The sequence below is a fragment of the Streptomyces sp. NPDC016469 genome (assembly GCF_040632905.1).
GTDB lineage: Bacteria > Actinomycetota > Actinomycetes > Streptomycetales > Streptomycetaceae > Streptomyces.
Genome location: NZ_JBEYCQ010000002.1, coordinates 182,154 through 198,875, shown reverse-complemented (window position 1 = coordinate 198,875; position 16,722 = coordinate 182,154). Strand labels below are relative to the sequence as shown.

Here is a 16,722-nt window from a genome sequence, read left to right as displayed (position 1 = left end):
TCCGCTCACCGGGTCCTCGCGTACCGCTCTACTTGCCCGGCACGCGCAGGATCAGCGCGTCGCCCTGGCCGCCGCCGCCGCACAGCGCCGCCGCACCGGTGCCGCCGCCGCGCCGCTTGAGCTCCAGCGCCAGGTGCAGCACCACGCGGGCGCCGGACATGCCGATGGGGTGGCCGAGCGCGATGGCGCCGCCGTTGACGTTGACCTTGTCCGAGGTGACGCCGAGGTCCTTCATGGACTGGACGGCGACGGCCGCGAACGCCTCGTTGATCTCGATCAGGTCCAGGTCCTCGACGCCGATGCCCTCCTTCTTCAGGGCGTGCCGGATGGCGTTGGACGGCTGCGACTGGAGCGAGTTGTCCGGGCCCGCCACATTGCCGTGGGCGCCGATCTCGGCGATCCACTCCAGGCCCAGTTCCTCGGCCTTGGCCCTGCTCATGACGACGACCGCGGCGGCGCCGTCGGAGATCTGCGAGGAGGTGCCCGCGGTGATCGTGCCGTCCTTGGCGAAGGCCGGGCGCAGCTTGCCCAGCGACTCCGCGGTGGTCTCGGGGCGGATGCCCTCGTCCTTGGCGAAGAGGACCGGGTCGCCCTTGCGCTGCGGGATCTCGACCGGGGTGATCTCGGCCTCGAACAGGCCGTTCTTCTGGGCGGCGGCGGCGCGCTGGTGGGAGAGGGCGCCGATCTCGTCCTGGGCGGCGCGGTCGAGGCCGAGGCGGGCGTTGTGCTTCTCGGTGGACTCGCCCATCGGGATGTTCTCGTAGGCGTCGGTCAGACCGTCGTACGCCATGGAGTCCAGCATCTCGATCGCGCCGTACTTGTGGCCCTCGCGGGACTTGGGGAGCAGGTGCGGGGCGTTGGTCATGGACTCCTGGCCGCCGGCCACGACGACGTCGAACTCACCGGCGCGGATGAGCTGGTCGGCCAGGGCGATGGCGTCGAGCCCGGAAAGGCACACCTTGTTGACGGTGAGCGCGGGCACGTTCATCGGGATGCCGGCCTTGACCGCGGCCTGGCGGGCGGGGATCTGGCCCGCGCCGGCCTGGAGCACCTGGCCCATGATCACGTACTCGACCTGGTCGCCGCCGATGCCGGCCCGGTCCAGCGCCGCCTTGATGGCGATGCCGCCGAGGTCGGCGCCGGAGAAGGTCTTCAGGGAGCCGAGGAGCCGGCCCATGGGCGTCCGGGCGCCCGCGACGATCACGGAGGTGGTACCGGTCGTTCCTGACATGAGGCACAGCCCCTTGGGTTGGATGTGAACGAGGGTTTACTTGAATGTACTGAGCGGTACCCGCCCCGTCATCCGCCCGCGAGTGTGATCGCGCGCACCTTGCGCAACCGTCGGGAGCACGCTGCACTGTCCCCATGCTGACGCGAATCGACCACATCGGGATCGCCTGTTTCGACCTCGACAAGACCGTCGAGTTCTACCGCTCGACCTACGGGTTCGAGGTCTTCCACTCCGAGGTCAACGAGGAGCAGGGCGTACGCGAGGCCATGCTCAAGATCAACGATACGTCCGACGGCGGCGCCTCGTACCTCCAGCTCCTGGAGCCCGTCCGGGAGGACTCCGCCGTGGGCAAATGGCTGGCCAGGAACGGCGAGGGCGTCCACCACATCGCGTTCGGCACCGCCGACGTCGACGCGGACGCCGCGGACATCCGCGAGAAGGGGGTCAGGGTGCTGTACGACGAGCCCAGGACGGGTTCGATGGGGTCCAGGATCACCTTCCTGCACCCCAAGGACTGCCACGGCGTCCTCACCGAACTGGTCACGGCGAAGAAGGAGCACTGACCCCAGCCATACCCGCCCGGTAGAGTGGGCTCTTCCGGGCCGGGGCCGGGTCGGGGGCGCGCCGCGTCCCCAGCCGTTGATCTGTCACCATTCCCCGAACGTTGAGAGCTCGGGGAAGGATGGGACCGCGCAGTGCGGGGCTACGAACGCCAGGAGAGCCACCGAGCTGAAGACGACCATCTCTCGCGGTTCGAGGCCGAGATGGACCGGCTCAGGACCGACCGGGAGAAGGCCGTCCAGCACGCCGAGGACCTCGGCTACCAGGTCGAGGTCTTGCGTGCCAAGCTGCACGAGGCACGGCGCAGTCTGGCGATGCGTCCCGCCTACGACAGCGCGGACATCGGCTACCAGGCGGAGCAGCTGCTCCGGAACGCCCAGATCCAGGCCGAGCAGCTGCGCAGCGACGCCGAGCGCGAGCTGCGCGACGCCCGCGCCCAGACGCAGCGCATCCTCCAGGAGCACGCCGAGCACCAGGCCCGCCTCCAGGCCGAGCTGCACAACGAGGCGGTGCAGCGCCGCCAGCAGCTCGACCAGGAGCTGGCGGAGCGCCGTCAGACCGTCGAGTCCCACGTCAACGAGAACGTCGCCTGGGCCGAGCAGCTGCGGGCCCGGACGGAGTCGCAGGCCCGCCGCCTGATGGAGGAGTCCCGGGCCGAGGCCGAGCAGGCGCTCGCCGCCGCCCGGGCCGAGGCCGCCCGGCTGGCCGAGGAGACCCGGCAGCGCATCGGCTCCGAGGCGGAGTCCGCCCGGGCCGAGGCGGAGTCGATCCTGTCGCGCGCCCGCAAGGACGCCGAGCGGATGCTCGGCGCCGCCGCCGGCCAGGCGCAGGAGGCCACCAGCCACGCGGAGCAGCTGCGGCTGACGACGACCGCGGAGACCGAGCAGACCCGGCAGCGGACGACCGAGCTGAACCGGGCCGCCGAGCAGCGCATGCAGGAGGCCGAGACCCGGCTGCGCGAGGCGCGCCTGGAGGCCGAGAAGGTCCTCGCCGAGGCCAAGGAGGCCGCGGTCAAGCGGCTGGCGTCCGCCGAGTCGCAGAACGAGCAGCGCACCCGGACCGCCAAGACGGAGATCGCCCGGCTGGTCGGCGAGGCGACCAAGGAGTCCGAGACCCTCAAGGCGGAGGCCGAGCAGGCGCTCGCGGACGCCCGTGGCGAGGCCGAGCGACTGCGCGCGGAGGCGGCCGAGGCCGCGCGCACCGCCGCCGCCGAGGACGCGGCGGCCCAGCTCGCGAAGGCGGCCCGGTCCGCCGAGGAGATCCTGACCAAGGCGTCCGAGAACGCGAAGGCGGCCACCCGGGCGGCGGGCGAGGAGGCCGAGCGCATCCGCCGCGAGGCCGAGGCCGAGGCGGACCGGCTGCGCGGCGAGGCGGCCGAGCAGGCCGACCAGCTCAAGGGCGCGGCCAAGGACGACACCAAGGAGTACCGGGCCAAGACGGTCGAGCTCCAGGAGGAGGCGCGCCGGCTGCGCGGCGAGGCCGAGCAGCTGCGGGCCGAGGCGGTCGCTGAGGGCGAGCGGATCCGGGGCGAGGCCCGCCGCGAGGCCCTTCAGCAGATCGAGGAGGGCGCGAAGACCGCCGAGGAGCTGCTCGCGAAGGCCAAGGCCGACGCGGAGGAGCTGCGCGGCACCGCGACCGCCGAGGGCGAGCGCGTCCGGACCGAGGCCACGGAGCGGGCCGCCGCCCTGCGCAAGCAGGCGGAGGACGCGCTCGACCGGGCCCGGGCCGAGGCGGAGCAGCTGCGCACGGAGGCCGAGGAGCAGGCCGAGGCGGCGAGGACCGCGGCCGAGGAGGCGGCGGCCGCGCTGCGCGAGGAGACCGAGCGCGCCGTCGCGGCCCGGCAGTCGGAGGCGGCCGAGGAGCTGACCCGGCTCAAGGACGAGGCCGGGACCCGGCTCACCGCAGCCGAGCAGGCGCTCGGCGAGGCGCGTACGGAGGCGGAGCGCATCCGGCGCGAGGCCGCTGAGGAGTCCGAGCGGCTGCGCGCGGAGTCCGCCGAGCGACTGCGGACGCTCCAGGAGCAGGTGGAGGCCGAGGCCCAGCGGCTGCGCGACGAGGCCGCGGCGGACGCCGCGCAGTCGCGTGCCGAGGGCGAGGCCGTCGCCGTACGGCTGCGGACCGAGGCAGCCACCGAGGCGGAGCGGCTGCGGACCGAGGCGCAGGAGAGCGCCGACCGGATGCGGTCGGAGGCCGCCGCGGCCGCGGAGCGCGTGGGCACGGAGGCCGCCGAGGCGCTGGCCGCCGCCCAGGAGGAGGCGAACCGGCGCCGGCGCGAGGCCGAGGAGACGCTGGACGCGGCCCGCTCCGAGGCGAGCCAGGAGCGTGAGCGCGCCCGGGAGCAGAGCGAGGAGCTGCTGGCCTCCGCGCGCAAGCGGGTGGAGGAGGCGCAGGCCGAGGCGCAGCGCCTGACCGGCGAGGCGGAGGCCCGGGCGGCCGAGCTGGTGTCGGCGGCCGAGCAGACCGCCCAGCAGGTGCGGGACGCGGTCAGCGGGCTCCAGGAGCAGGCCGAGGCGGAGATCGCCGGGCTGCGCTCGACGGCGGAGCACGTCGCGGAGCGGACCAAGTCGGAGGCCCAGGAGGAGGCCGACCGGCTGCGGGCCGACGCGCACGCCGAGCGGGAGCGGGCGGGCGAGGACGCCTCGCGCATCCGCCAGGTGGCCAAGGAGGAGACGGACGCCGCGAAGGCGATGGCGGAGCGTACGGTCTCCGAGGCGATCGCGGAGTCCGAGCGGATGCGGTCCGACACCGCCGAGTACAGCCAGCGGATGCGCACCGAGGCGTCGGACGCGCTGGCGTCCGCCGAGCAGGACGCGGCGCGCAGCCGGGCGGAGGCCCGCGAGGACGCCAACCGGATGCGGACCGAGGCGGCGGCCCAGGCCGACCTGCTGGTGTCCGAGGCGACCGCCGAGGCCGAGCGGATGCGCACGGACGCGGAGCGCCTGGCGGCCCGGACCGTGGACGAGGCGGCGGGCGACGCGGAGCGGCTGCGGGCGGAGGCCTCGGCCACCGTGGGCTCCGCGCAGGAGCACGCGGCGCGCACCCGGGAGGAGTCGGAGCGGCTGCGGGCGGACGCCGAGGCTGCTGCCGAGCAGATGCGGGCCGAGGCGCGGCAGGAGGCGGACCGGCTGCTCGACGAGGCGCGCGAGGCGGCGTCGAAGCGCCGGGCGGACGCGGCGGAGCAGGCGGACCAGCTCATCGCCAAGGCCCAGGAGGAGGCGCTGCGCGCCGCCACGGAGGCCGAGGAGCAGGCCGACACGATGGTCGGCGCGGCGCGCAAGGAGGCCGTGCGGATCACCTCCGAGGCGACGGTCGAGGGCAATACGCTGGTGGAGCGGGCCCGGACGGACGCGGACGAGCTGCTGGTCGGGGCGCGCCGGGACGCCACGCAGATCCGGGAGCGGGCCGAGGAGCTGAAGACCCGTGCGGAGACCGAGGTCCAGGAGCTGCACGACCGGGCGCGCCGGGAGACGGCCGAGCAGGTCAAGACGGTCGGCGAGCGCGTCGACAAGCTGATGAAGGCCGCCACCGAGCAGCGCGAGGAGGCCGCGGCGAAGTCCAAGGAGCTGCTGGCGGACGCCAACTCGGAGGCGAGCAAGGTCAGGATCGCCGCCGTGAAGCGGGCCGAGTCGCTGCTGAAGGAGGCCGAGCAGAAGAAGGCCAGCCTGGTGCGCGAGGCCGAGAAGCTGCGGGCGGACGCCGAGGCCGAGGCCAAGCGGATGGTGGACGAGGGCCGGCGCGAGCTGGAGGTCCTGGTGCGCCGGCGCGAGGACATCAACACGGAGATCTCCCGTGTCCAGGACGTGCTGGAGGCGTTGGAGTCTTTCGAGACCCCCGCGGCGGGCGGTAAGGGCGGGGGCTCCGCACCGGCCGGCGGCGTCAAGGCCGGTGCCGCGGCGGGCACTCGATCGAGTGGCAAGCAGTCCGATGGGTAGCCGACCGGCTGTCGTCCGTGATTGTCCATGGACCGCCATTCGTCCGAGTGGCAAGGGTTACGGGGGCCAGCCACTCAAAAGGGGTGTCATTCTCCAGATCAAACCGGCATCCACTCGATGACACGCCGTTTCGGCCCCTAGGATTCCCTCTATCACCTCACCGGTCTCACTTCGACAGGAACCCCATGAGTGACCCTTCCTCCCCCTTCGGCTTCGAACTCGTGCGGCGTGGTTACGACCGCGGTCAGGTGGATGACCGCATTACCAAGCTCGTCGCCGACCGTGATAGTGCTCTCGCCCGCATCACATCGCTGGAAAAGCGCATCGAGGAGCTGCACCTCGAAACGCAGAACGCCCAGGCCCAGGTGAACGACGCGGAGCCGTCGTACGCGGGTCTCGGCGCGCGTGTGGAGAAGATCCTCCGCCTGGCCGAGGAGGAGGCGAAGGACCTGCGCGAGGAGGCCCGTCGCGCCGCCGAGCAGCACCGCGAGCTGGCCGAGTCCGCCGCCCAGCAGGTGCGCAACGACGCCGAGACGTTCGCCGCCGAGCGCAAGGCCAAGGCCGAGGACGACGGCGTCCGCATCGTCGACAAAGCCAAGGGTGAGGCCACCGCGCTGCGCTCGGACGCGCAGAAGGACGCGGCGCAGAAGCGGGAGGAGGCCGACGCCCTCTTCGAGGAGACCCGCGCCAAGGCCGCCCAGGCCGCCGCGGACTTCGAGACGAACCTCGCCAAGCGCCGCGACCAGTCGGAGCGCGACCTCGCGTCCCGCCAGGCCAAGGCCGAGAAGCGCCTCGCCGAGATCGAGCACCGCGCCGAGCAGCTCCGCCTGGAGGCCGAGAAGCTGCGCACGGACGCCGAGCGCCGGGCCCGTCAGACGGTGGAGACCGCGCAGCGCCAGTCCGAGGACATCGTGGCGGACGCCAACGCGAAGGCCGACCGCATCCGCAGCGAGTCGGAGCGCGAGCTCGCGGCCCTCACCAACCGCCGCGACTCGATCAACGCGCAGCTGACCAACGTCCGCGAGATGCTGGCGACGCTGACCGGTGCCGCGGTGGCCGCCGCCGGCACCCCCGACGAGGAGCCCGCCTCGCGCGGCGTCCCGGCCCAGCAGACCCGCTGATTCGCGGGGAGCAGCATCCGCACGGCTCGTCCGCGTGCCCGGTTCCGCCTTTGTGGTGGCGCCGGGCACGCGGCCGTTCTAGCGTGAACGCATGATCGAGCTCGATGGCCTCACGAAGAGGTACGGGAACAAGGTCGCCGTCGACCAGTTGTCGTGCGTGATCAAACCGGGAATGGTGACGGGTTTTCTGGGACCCAACGGGGCGGGCAAGTCCACCACGATGCGGATGATGCTCGATCTCGACAACCCGACCAGCGGTTCCGTACGGATCGACGGCAAGCACTACCGCGAACTCGAGGAACCGCTCAAGTACATCGGGGCGCTCCTGGACGCCAAGGCGATGCACGGCGGGCGCAGCGCGTACAACAATCTGCTCTGCCTGGCGCAGAGCAACCGCATTCCCGAACAGCGGGTGGCGGAGGTGCTGGAGACCGTGGGCCTGACCGCGGTGGCGAGGAAGAAGTCCAAGGGTTTCTCGCTCGGCATGGGCCAGCGCCTGGGCATCGCGTCGGCGCTGCTCGGTGATCCCCGGATCCTGATGTTCGACGAGCCGGTCAACGGTCTCGACCCCGAGGGCATCCACTGGATCCGCAACCTGATGAAGACGCTCGCCGCACAGGGCCGGACGATCTTCGTCTCCTCGCACCTGATGAGCGAGATGGCGCTGACCGCCGACCATCTGATCGTGATCGGCCAGGGCAGGCTGCTCGCGGACACGTCGATGGCCGACTTCATCCACGAGAACTCGCGCAGTTACGTCCGGCTGCGCTCCCCGCAGCAGGAGCGGCTGCGCGACGTGCTGCACCAGGAGGGCGTCGTCGCCGTCGAGGCGGAGGGCGGCACCCTGGAGGTGGACGGCGCCACCACCGAGGACCTGGGCGAGCTGGCCGCCCGGCACGGGATCACGCTGCACGAGCTGAGCGCCCAGCGGGCGTCGCTGGAGGAGGCGTTCATGCAGATGACGGCGGGCTCGGTCGAGTACCACGCCCACTCGGAGCCGGGCGGCGGCGCACCGCCGCCGGAGGGCGCGCAGTGGGGCGAGGGCTGGGTACAGCGGCCCGGCGGCGGAGAGGGGGCGTGACGATGGCTTCGGTCCCCGCGGTCCTGAATTCCGAATGGACCAAGATCCGCACGGTCTCCTCCACCACCTGGACGCTGATCTCGGCGTTCCTGGTCACCGTGGCGATGGGCGCGGCCCTGTGCGCGGTGATGAACGCGCAGTTCGACGATCTCGCGCCGGAGGAGCGGCTGACCTTCGACCCGACGTTCATCAGCTTCTCCGGGATGATCCTCGGACAGCTGGCGATGGTGGTGTTCGGGGTGCTCGTCGTCGGTACGGAGTACAGCTCCGGCATGATCCGCACCTCGCTGGCGGCCGTGCCGCGGCGGGCGACGTTCCTGTTCAGCAAGATGCTGGTGGCCGGGGTCCTCGCGCTGGTGGTCGGCCTGGTCACCGGCTTCGTCACGTTCTTCCTCGGACAGGCGCTGCTGGGCGACCACGGTACGGACATCGGCGCGGACAACGTGCTGCGCGCGGTCGTCGGCGGCGGCCTCTACATGGGGCTGATCGCGCTGTTCTCCATGGGGGTGGCGGCGATGCTGCGCAGCTCCATGCTGTCGCTGGGCATCCTGATGCCGTTCTTCTTCCTGGTCTCGCAGATCCTGTCGGCGGTGCCGGGCGCCAAGAAGGTCGCCCAGTACTTCCCGGACCAGGCGGGGTCCAAGATCATGCAGGTGGTGCCGGACGCGATGAACAGCGATCCGGCGCCGTACGGGCCGTGGGCCGGGCTGCTGATCATGGTGGCCTGGGTGGCGGCCGCGGTGCTCGGCGGCTTCCTCGTGCTCAAGAAGCGGGACGCCTAGGGCGTCCGGGAGGGTGGCCCGGGGACTCACCCCCGTAACGGCTTGGGCGGAACCGTCAAGGCGCGGATATCCTCCTAACTCTTACGGGGGCGTACGGCCGGACGGCGTGTGCCCCGACGACAGATAAGTCGATGGGGCTGGAGCATGATCGAGGCAGTCGGCCTGACCAAGCGCTATGGCGCGAAGACGGCCGTGTACAACCTTTCCTTCCAGGTGCGGCCGGGCGCCGTCACCGGGTTCCTCGGTCCCAACGGGTCGGGCAAGTCGACCACCATGCGCATGATCCTCGGCCTGGACCGGCCGACGGCCGGCCGGGTCACCATCGGCGGCCATGAGTTCCGGAACCTGCCGAACGCGCCCCGCCAGGTGGGCGCCCTGCTCGACGCCAAGGCGGTGCACGGCGGGCGCAGCGCCCGCAACCACCTGCTCTCGCTCGCCCAGCTGGCCGGCATCCCGGAGGCCCGGGTGGACGAGGTGCTGGGCGTCGTCGGCCTCCAGGACGTGGCCCGCAAGCGCTCCAAGGGGTTCTCGCTGGGCATGGGGCAGCGCCTGGGCATCGCGGCGGCCCTGCTCGGCGACCCGCAGGTGCTGCTGTTCGACGAGCCGGTCAACGGCCTCGACCCGGAGGGCATCCTCTGGGTCCGCAATCTGATGAAGATGCTGGCGTCCGAGGGCCGCACGGTCTTCGTCTCCTCGCACCTGATGAGCGAGATGGCCCTCACCGCCGACCACCTGATCGTGATCGGGCGCGGCCAGCTGATGGCCGACATGAGCGTCAAGGACTTCATCTCGGCCAATTCGGCCGACTTCGCCCGGGTCCGCGTCCCGGACGAGACGCCGGAGCAGCGGGAGAAGCTGACCACCACGCTGACCGAGGCGGGCGGCCAGGTCCTGTCGGAGCCGGACGGCGCCCTGCGGGTCACCGGTCTCGCGCTCCCCCGGATCAGCGACCTGGCCCACGAGTCGGACGTCCGGCTGTGGGAGCTCTCGCCGCACCAGGCGTCGCTGGAGGAGGCGTACATGCGGATGACGCAGGGCGCCGTGGACTACCGTTCGACGGCCGACCAGCGGGTCCACCTCCAGCAGCAGCCGCCGTACGCCGGCTACGGGCAGCAGCCGGGATACGCCCCGCCGCCCCAGCAGCCCGTGCCCGACGTGCCGCAGCAGGGCTGGTACGCCCCGCCGCCGCCCGGACAGAACCCGTACGCGGCCGCCGCGCCCGGCCAGGCGCCCACGCCCCCGGCCCAGGCACCCGCGCCGGCCGCCACCGCTCCCGCCCCGGCGGCGCCCGCCGAGGCCCCCGCACCCGCAGACCTGACCAAGCGCGAGACCAGCGAGGACCCCCGATGACCACGCCGCCGGCGCCGCAGGCGCCGTACCAGCAGCCCGCACCGCAGCAGGCGTACCAGCAGCAGGGGTTCTACACCTCGCCGATCCCGATGCGTCCCGCGACACTCGGGGACGCGATCGCCTCCGAGTGGACCAAGATCCGGTCCGTGCGCTCAACCATGTGGACGCTCGGGGTCATGACCGCGCTGCTGCTGGTCATCGGGGTGCTCGCGGCCGTCGCCGTCTCCGCGTCCGACGGGAACATGAACGAGACCCCGGTCCTGAGCCTCGGCTTCTTCGGGGTGCTGCTCGGCACCATCTGCGTGATCACGCTCGGCGTGATGACGATCGCCTCGGAGTACGGCACCGGCATGATCCGTACGACGCTGACGGCCTGCCCGAGCCGGGGCCGGGTGCTCGGCGCCAAGGCGCTCGTCTTCTTCCTGCTCACCTTCGTCCTCACCACGGTGATGACGTCGGTGGTCGCCCTGATCCAGTCGTCCATGCTGGACGCGGCGTCGCCGAGCGGCGAGGAGTGGCTGCGCGCCACGGTCGGCGTCGGGCTCTACGTGGCGACGCTGGGGCTGCTGGCACTCGCGGTCGGCGCGCTGATCAGGCACTCGGCCGGGGCGATCACCCTCATGATCGGGGTGGTGCTGCTGCCGCTCGTTCTGGCGCTCTTCATGTTCGCGAGCTCGCTCGAGGGCCTCCGGGACGCGCTGCTGGAGTACTCGGTCCCGAACCAGCTGAGCGTCTTCTACGACAACTCGGTCTCCACGTCCGGCCCGTCCGGCTGGGAGCCGCTGTGGATCATCCTCGGCGTGACGGCGGTCGCCATGGGCGGCGCGTACCTGTCGATGAACCAGCGCGACGTCTGAGGCCGCGCCGCCTCAGTAGCGCGGCGCGTTCCGGGACCGCTGCACCTTCGTGGTGCGGCGGTCCTTCGCGTTCCAGCAGGCTTTGTGCCAGTGCCTGCGGTCGTCGACCCCGCCGTACTCGGACCAGGCCACCAGGTGCGGGACACCGGACGGGATCTCCTGGTCGCAGCCGGGGCAGCGGTAGCGCTTGCCGGCCGCGCTCGCGCCGCTGACCGGGCGCACCGACCACTCCTCGCCCTGCCACTCCTCCGTACGCCCTCCCCCGCCGTACCGGTCGCCCGCCACGCTCGCGCTGTCGTTGCGGCTCTCGCCGCCTCGGGGGCGGTTGCGGCGCGGGGACACGGTTCACCTCTTGGGACGGGCCGGGCGGGACCCGTCCAGCGTAGGGCCATTCGGGCGGGGTACCCGTCTCTCGGACCTCGCGGCGCGACGGGTTACCGGAAAATCGCAACAACTCCGCGCCGGACCGTGCCTTTGGCACGTGTCAGACGTTGTTGCCAGTAGGGGAGAGCCGCGTCGGCCACAAGGAGGCAATCGGCGATGCGTGTCGGAACATTCGTACTGGCGGCCCAGTTTCCGGGCCAGGGACCGGGGGAAGCGCTGCACCGCGCCATCCGGTCCGCCGAGGTCGCCGAGGAGTCCGGGCTCGACTCGGTCTGGCTGGCCGAACATCACTTCGTGCCGTACGGGGTGTGCCCGTCCGCCGTCACCCTGGCCGCGCAGCTGCTCGGCCGGACCCGCCGCATCCGCGTGGGTACGGCGGTGAGCGTGCTGCCCACGCAGCACCCGGTGGCGCTCGGCGAGCAGGCCGCGTTGCTCCATCTGACCAGCGGCGGCCGGTTCAGCCTCGGGGTCGGCCGGGGCGGGCCGTGGGTGGACCTGGAGGTGTTCGGCGGCGGCCTGGAGGCGTACGAGAAGGGGTTCCCGGAGTCCCTGGGGCTCCTGCTCGACTGGCTGCGCGAGCCGCGCGTGGCGGGCCGGGGCGAGCGGTACGGCTTCCGCGAGGTCGCGGTCGTCCCCCGGGCCGACGAGCTGATCGGCGCGGACGGCGCCGAGGGGTCCGGCCCCGAGGTGATCGTCGCGTGCACCTCCCGCAAGACCGTGGAGCTCGCCGCCGACCGGGGTCTGCCGATGCTGCTCGGCATGCACTGCGGGGACGAGGACAAGGCGGAGATGGTGGCGCTCTGGCGGTCCCGCGCGCTGGCGGCCGGCCATGCGCCGGAGAAGGTGCGCGGGGCGGGGCACGTGTCGGCCGGGGTGGCCCAGATCGCCGACCGCACCGAGGACGCCGTCGAGACGCTGGTGAAGGCGATGCCGGGCTGGCTGCGCCAGGGGCTGGACGCGCATGTGACGGTGGACGGCCGGCACCGCGTGATGCGGGACCCCGTCGGGTACGCGGAGCTGCTGTGCGGCCTTCATCCCGTGGGCACGCCGGAGCTCGCGGCCGAGCGCCTCGCCGTGACCGCCGAGCGCACGGGCATCACCCGCTTCGCGCTCCTGGTGGAGGGTTCCGGAGATCTCGTCGCCACGGAGGAGAACGTAGCGCGGCTGGGCACGGAGGTACGGCCACTCCTCGAATGACCCCCGCGCACGGACGAAAGGGTGTACGGCGGTGTACGTACGGAGCCGCCGCCCCGGACCAGTTGCACCTCCCGCGGCCCGGAACGGCGACGGAAGCGTTCAGCAGTCCCGTAGTTCGGGCGACTGGTTGAGCAACTGGCCCCTCACCGAGGTGAACTTGGCCAGTCGGTCGTCGACCGAGGCGTCCAGTGGGAACACCGCGACGCGGTGGCAGTTCTGGAATGCGAGACGCACCCCGAAGTGCCGCTGCAGCGCCCCGCGTATCGCATCACTCGCGAGCGCACGCAGCAGCTGACCACGTGCCTGCTCATTGGGCGGCGGCGTCTGGTTATCGGCGAACTCCCCGCCGTCGACCTTCAGCTGAGCCACCAACGAGCTGATCATCTCCCATGCGTAGGGCAGGGAGGTCCGGACGCAGTCGACGAAGTCGGCTTCGTCGACCTCGCCTCGCTCGGCCTGTTCCAACAGAGCCGGTGAGACGTCGAGCGACATGGGTTCTCCTCTCGCGGCCCCGGCGGGTTACCGGAGCCTTACGGGCAGGGAAGAAGGCCGACGACGACGCAGCGTGCACGCACGACGACCTCCCGCTTCCACGGTAAGGGCGCAGTCCGGGCCGCACCAGGAGATTGGGAACACAACCGGCCAATAACGAAGGGGTTCAAAGAGGGGCAAGACAGAAAGCGCCAACTCCGGAAGGGGTGAGAGCGGCCGACCGGTGAATCGCGTCGGGCCCTCGTTGTCGAGTAGCGTTGCGGACCATGCGTCTCGTCATCGCCCGCTGCTCCGTGGATTACGCGGGCCGGCTCACGGCCCACCTGCCCTCCGCTCCCCGCCTCATCCTGGTGAAGGCGGACGGGAGCGTGTCGATTCACGCCGACGACAGGGCCTACAAACCGCTCAACTGGATGTCGCCGCCCTGCACCCTGAAGGAGGGCAGCGGCGACACCGAGGGCGTCTGGACCGTGGTGAACAAGGCGGGCGAAAAACTGATCATCACGATGGAGGAAATCCTCCACGACTCGAGCCATGAGCTGGGCGTCGATCCGGGTCTGATCAAGGACGGCGTCGAGGCGCACCTCCAGGAACTGCTCGCGGACCGCATCGAGACCCTGGGCGAGGGCTACACGCTGATCCGCCGCGAGTACTTCACGGCCATCGGCCCGGTCGACATCCTCTGCCGCGACGCGGACGGGCAGACGGTGGCCGTCGAACTGAAGCGGCGCGGCGACATCGACGGCGTCGAGCAGCTGACGCGCTACCTGGAACTCCTCAACCGCGACCCGCACCTGGCCCCGGTCAAGGGCATCTTCGCCGCCCAGGAGATCAAGCCCCAGGCCCGCGTCCTGGCCACGGACCGCGGCATCGGCTGCGTGGTCCTGGACTACGACGCGATGCGCGGCATCGAGGACGACAAGCTGCGCTTGTTCTGAGCGTGGGGGCCTGTGGGCCCCTTGCTCGGTTGAGCGCCTCCAACCGCGCGACCGCTCCGGGCCCGTCGGCCCTTTCAAGCCCGTCCGGCGATTGAGCACGGAACCCTCGGGCCGAGGGCCGGACGCCCCCGAGGACGGGGCTCAGACCTAGGGCCTGTCGGACAGGCCCTGGGTTCCCGAAGGGCTGTCGCTCGCCTGCTCCGGTGTATCCGGCTTCGTGGGCGGCTCCTCCGGCTCCGGCTCCGTATCCGTCGGCGACGCAGACGACGGGGGCGTCGACGGCGAGGTGGCCGTCTTCGTGGGCGTCGGCGAAGACGACGAGGGCTTCGGCGACGACTCCGTCGCCCGGGGCGACGACGGCGACCCCGGGGACGACGGCGTACCCGGCGCCGAGGACGTCGCCGAAGGCGACACCTCACCGGCCGCCGCCGACCCGCTCCCCGTGGGAGACGGCGTCACCGAGGCCGACGAGGACGCGGACCCCGAAGGCGCCCCGCTCGTGGAGGGCCCGTCCGCCGGCTCCCCGGGCTCCACATCCGCGTCGTAGATGCTGTCGTCGTCCGGCACCTCCTGCTCGGTCGACGACGTACCGGCCCCGCCCTGCGGGTCGCTGCTCGACGTCAGGCCGAGCGTCACCACCGTGCCGAGGACCCCGGCCAGCAGCACCCCCGCCCCGGCGGCGACCAGGTTGCGCCGGGCACCGCCGATGAGGGCCAGCGGCCCGCCCCGCGCCGCGCCCTTGCCGCCGTCCGCCGCAGGTGCGGGCACCGGCTCCTGCCGGGGCACCACCGCGGTGTCGGCGAACGCGCTCGTCATCGAGACCGGGACGAGGGCCGGCACCCCCAGCGGCGGCGACGCCTCGAAGGCCCCGTCGTCCGCCGCCGCCGGACCACCCCCGGCCCGGTCCTCGACCAGCGCGAGGGCACGCCGCCCGGCCACCGCACCGCTCTTGTCGGCGAGCGCCCCCCGCATACTGATGGCGGTCTCCAGCTCGGCCCTGGCGCGGTCGGGGTGACCGGTGCAGAGCGCGAGGACGCCCAACTCGTGGTGGAAGTACGCCTCTTCCGCGACCTCCCCGGCGAGCCGCCCGGCCTCCTGGCCGATCCGCAGGGCCCGCTCCCAGGCCCCCCAGTGCAGCCCGGCCGCGAAGGCGGGCGCCGCGCTGCGGGCGAGGAGCACGGCGGCGCTCGTCCCTCCGGCCCCCTCCCCCGGCACCAGCCGGCCCATGGCGGCGATGATCGCGTCGGCCTCGGCGACCGCCCGCTCGGCGGTGACCGAGGGGTGCCCGGTCCACCAGGCGTAGTGCTGGGCGGCGGTGCGGGCCCGGTCGACGGCACCGTCCTCGTAACCGGCGGCCGTCAGCTGGGCCAGGACCCCGGCGGCCAGCCGGTAGCGGGAGCCGGACGGGGAGAGCAGCCCGCAGCCGGCCAGCTCGCCGAGGGCGGCGTCGGCGTGGGTGTCCCCGACGAGCGCGGGCAGATGGGCCTGGTGCGGCACCTCACCGCCGAGGGCCACCGCGAACCGCAGCGTGTCACGGGCGGCGTCGCTCAACCGGGAGGCGAGCAGGGCCGCGGGCGCCGCGCCCTCGCCGAGGCTGGGCAGCGGCACATCGGATTCCCCGGCCGGCGCGGGCACGGGCGGCGCGTCGGCGGGCCGGTTCTCCAGATAGCCGTACTCGTCGTACGCGCCGGCGTCGGTGCGCAGCCGGTCCCGCTGGCGCAGCAGCGCACCCGCCTGGACGAAGCGCAGGGGCAGGCCCTCGGACTCGAACCAGAGGTCTCCGGCCCAGTTGGCCTCCTCCTCGGTGAGCTGCCGTTCGACCACCCGGCACATCAGGTCCACGGAGGTGGCGCGGTCGAGGCCGGTGAGGAAGACCTCTTCCAGGGCGGAGTCGGCGCCGGGCGCGGCGACGTCGGGCGTCGCGGCGAGCAGGAACGCGCACTCGGGGGTCGCGTCGAGCAGTTCGTCCAGGGCGGCGCCGCCGAACTCCAGGTCGTCCAGGACGACGACGGCGCCGGTGGAGCGCAGCGTCTCCAGCAGGAGCGTCCGGTCGGGCCGGTGCAGAGGGGCGTCGTGGACGGCGTCGAAGAGCGCGTACAGCAGGTCGGTGGTGGTGCGCTTGTGACCGCTGAGGCGGACGACCCCGTCGGGCGCGAAGTCCGCGCAGTCGGCGGCGACGGCGTCGAGCAGGGCGGTACGGCCGGAACCCGCCGGTCCGGTGAGCCGGACGGAGCGGCCGCGGGCGAGGAGGCGGGTCAGCCGTTCGCGTTCCTCGTCGCGCCGCAGCAGCGGCAGCTGGGGGACGTGCGGGCCGGGCGGCACGGGGGGCGCCGCGGCGCGGGCGCGGGCGGTGCGCTCGGCGGGGGTGCGGCGGACGGGGGCGGCGGGCCGCTCACCGGGCGGACACGGCTCGACCTCGCTGCCGTCGACGGGGTTGACGGTGAGCGTCAGATCGCCGGCGACGAGGGTGGCCATCCGGACCTGCTGCGGTGTTTGCTGACCGAAATCCGGGGTCAGTGGATCGCGCGAAGGGCGACGCCGGCCGGCCTCCTCGGCGAAGTCCTTGCTGTCGTGGCCGAACTCATCCGGCCCCCGGTGTATCGGGTCCATCGCCAAAGCCCCCAAGACGTGTCGAGCGCGGTTGTCCCTCCCGGCCTCGCACGTCCTGATGCCGCCCACGGTCCGGTGTCCGCCGGGTCGGGTCCGTCAATCGGCAGACGGCCGAACCCTAAACCTTCGCACAGTATCCACGACCATCCGGGGTGGCGCGCCGTCCCGAGATCACGGTCTCGTGAG

The 16,722-nt window shown here is 72.7% G+C and carries 13 protein-coding genes; 9 read left to right on the top strand and 4 right to left on the bottom strand.

The window, feature by feature from the left end; genetic code table 11:
* Positions 1-28: 28 nt before the first annotated feature.
* The gene (locus tag ABZ565_RS02850; RefSeq protein ID WP_361019705.1) at positions 29-1,231 is read right to left on the bottom strand and encodes an acetyl-CoA C-acetyltransferase; all 1,203 of its coding nucleotides are present in this window, start codon (positions 1,229-1,231) and stop codon (positions 29-31) included.
* Positions 1,232-1,365: 134 nt separating this feature from the next.
* Between ABZ565_RS02850 and mce the strand changes: the two genes are divergently transcribed.
* The 7 genes from mce (at position 1,366) to ABZ565_RS02815 (ending at position 10,915) form a co-directional block, all read left to right on the top strand.
* Positions 1,366-1,794, top strand: coding sequence for a methylmalonyl-CoA epimerase (mce, locus tag ABZ565_RS02845; RefSeq protein ID WP_361019702.1), 429 nt, complete (start codon positions 1,366-1,368; stop codon positions 1,792-1,794).
* 132 nt (positions 1,795-1,926) lie between these two features.
* Positions 1,927-5,724: a polarized growth protein Scy gene (scy, locus tag ABZ565_RS02840; RefSeq protein WP_361019699.1), complete on the top strand. Its 3,798-nt coding sequence runs from the start codon at positions 1,927-1,929 to the stop codon at positions 5,722-5,724.
* Between the two features lie 185 nt (positions 5,725-5,909).
* Positions 5,910-6,845: a cellulose-binding protein gene (locus tag ABZ565_RS02835; protein ID WP_361019696.1), complete on the top strand. Its 936-nt coding sequence runs from the start codon at positions 5,910-5,912 to the stop codon at positions 6,843-6,845.
* Positions 6,846-6,936: 91 nt separating this feature from the next.
* Positions 6,937-7,926, top strand: a complete 990-nt coding sequence (locus ABZ565_RS02830) for an ATP-binding cassette domain-containing protein (protein ID WP_361019693.1) — start codon at positions 6,937-6,939, stop codon at positions 7,924-7,926.
* 2 nt (positions 7,927-7,928) lie between these two features.
* Positions 7,929-8,708: an ABC transporter permease subunit gene (locus ABZ565_RS02825; protein ID WP_361020027.1), complete on the top strand. Its 780-nt coding sequence runs from the start codon at positions 7,929-7,931 to the stop codon at positions 8,706-8,708.
* A gap of 144 nt (positions 8,709-8,852) precedes the next feature.
* The gene (locus ABZ565_RS02820) at positions 8,853-10,058 is read left to right on the top strand and encodes an ABC transporter ATP-binding protein (protein ID WP_361019690.1); all 1,206 of its coding nucleotides are present in this window, start codon (positions 8,853-8,855) and stop codon (positions 10,056-10,058) included.
* The gene (locus ABZ565_RS02815; RefSeq protein WP_361019687.1) at positions 10,055-10,915 is read left to right on the top strand and encodes an ABC transporter permease; all 861 of its coding nucleotides are present in this window, start codon (positions 10,055-10,057) and stop codon (positions 10,913-10,915) included. Before ABZ565_RS02820 ends, ABZ565_RS02815 begins: the two co-directional genes overlap by 4 nt.
* Before the next feature lie 12 nt (positions 10,916-10,927).
* Here ABZ565_RS02815 and ABZ565_RS02810 read toward each other — a convergent pair whose 3' ends face one another.
* Positions 10,928-11,257, bottom strand: a complete 330-nt coding sequence (locus ABZ565_RS02810; protein ID WP_361019684.1) for an ATP/GTP-binding protein — start codon at positions 11,255-11,257, stop codon at positions 10,928-10,930.
* 198 nt (positions 11,258-11,455) lie between these two features.
* Here ABZ565_RS02810 and ABZ565_RS02805 point away from each other — a divergent pair, with 198 nt between their 5' ends.
* Positions 11,456-12,496, top strand: a complete 1,041-nt coding sequence (locus ABZ565_RS02805) for an LLM class flavin-dependent oxidoreductase (RefSeq protein ID WP_361019681.1) — start codon at positions 11,456-11,458, stop codon at positions 12,494-12,496.
* A gap of 99 nt (positions 12,497-12,595) precedes the next feature.
* Here ABZ565_RS02805 and ABZ565_RS02800 read toward each other — a convergent pair whose 3' ends face one another.
* Entirely contained in the window at positions 12,596-12,988 is a 393-nt protein-coding gene (locus ABZ565_RS02800) for an SCO5389 family protein (protein WP_018102614.1), read from the bottom strand.
* 266 nt (positions 12,989-13,254) lie between these two features.
* Here ABZ565_RS02800 and nucS point away from each other — a divergent pair, with 266 nt between their 5' ends.
* Positions 13,255-13,926 (top strand): endonuclease NucS, encoded by a 672-nt coding sequence (gene nucS / locus ABZ565_RS02795; protein ID WP_018550058.1) that lies wholly within the window; start codon positions 13,255-13,257, stop codon positions 13,924-13,926.
* A gap of 147 nt (positions 13,927-14,073) precedes the next feature.
* Here nucS and ABZ565_RS02790 read toward each other — a convergent pair whose 3' ends face one another.
* On the bottom strand, positions 14,074-16,536 hold the full coding sequence (locus ABZ565_RS02790; protein ID WP_361019677.1) for an ATP-binding protein: 2,463 nt from the start codon (positions 16,534-16,536) through the stop codon (positions 14,074-14,076).
* Between the last annotated feature and the right edge of the window lie 186 nt (positions 16,537-16,722).

Excerpts from the sequence above, each read along its gene's own strand:
- ABZ565_RS02850 (WP_361019705.1), bottom strand. The coding sequence starts at position 1,231 with ATGTCAGGAACGACCGGTACCACCTCCGTGATCGTCGCGGGCGCCCGG.
- mce (WP_361019702.1), top strand. The coding sequence starts at position 1,366 with ATGCTGACGCGAATCGACCACATCGGGATCGCCTGTTTCGACCTCGAC.
- ABZ565_RS02835 (WP_361019696.1), top strand. The coding sequence starts at position 5,910 with ATGAGTGACCCTTCCTCCCCCTTCGGCTTCGAACTCGTGCGGCGTGGT.
- ABZ565_RS02830 (WP_361019693.1), top strand. The coding sequence starts at position 6,937 with ATGATCGAGCTCGATGGCCTCACGAAGAGGTACGGGAACAAGGTCGCC.
- ABZ565_RS02825 (WP_361020027.1), top strand. The coding sequence starts at position 7,929 with ATGGCTTCGGTCCCCGCGGTCCTGAATTCCGAATGGACCAAGATCCGC.
- ABZ565_RS02820 (WP_361019690.1), top strand. The coding sequence starts at position 8,853 with ATGATCGAGGCAGTCGGCCTGACCAAGCGCTATGGCGCGAAGACGGCC.
- ABZ565_RS02815 (WP_361019687.1), top strand. The coding sequence starts at position 10,055 with ATGACCACGCCGCCGGCGCCGCAGGCGCCGTACCAGCAGCCCGCACCG.
- ABZ565_RS02805 (WP_361019681.1), top strand. The coding sequence starts at position 11,456 with ATGCGTGTCGGAACATTCGTACTGGCGGCCCAGTTTCCGGGCCAGGGA.
- ABZ565_RS02800 (WP_018102614.1), bottom strand. The coding sequence starts at position 12,988 with ATGTCGCTCGACGTCTCACCGGCTCTGTTGGAACAGGCCGAGCGAGGC.
- nucS (WP_018550058.1), top strand. The coding sequence starts at position 13,255 with ATGCGTCTCGTCATCGCCCGCTGCTCCGTGGATTACGCGGGCCGGCTC.
- ABZ565_RS02790 (WP_361019677.1), bottom strand. The coding sequence starts at position 16,536 with ATGGACCCGATACACCGGGGGCCGGATGAGTTCGGCCACGACAGCAAG.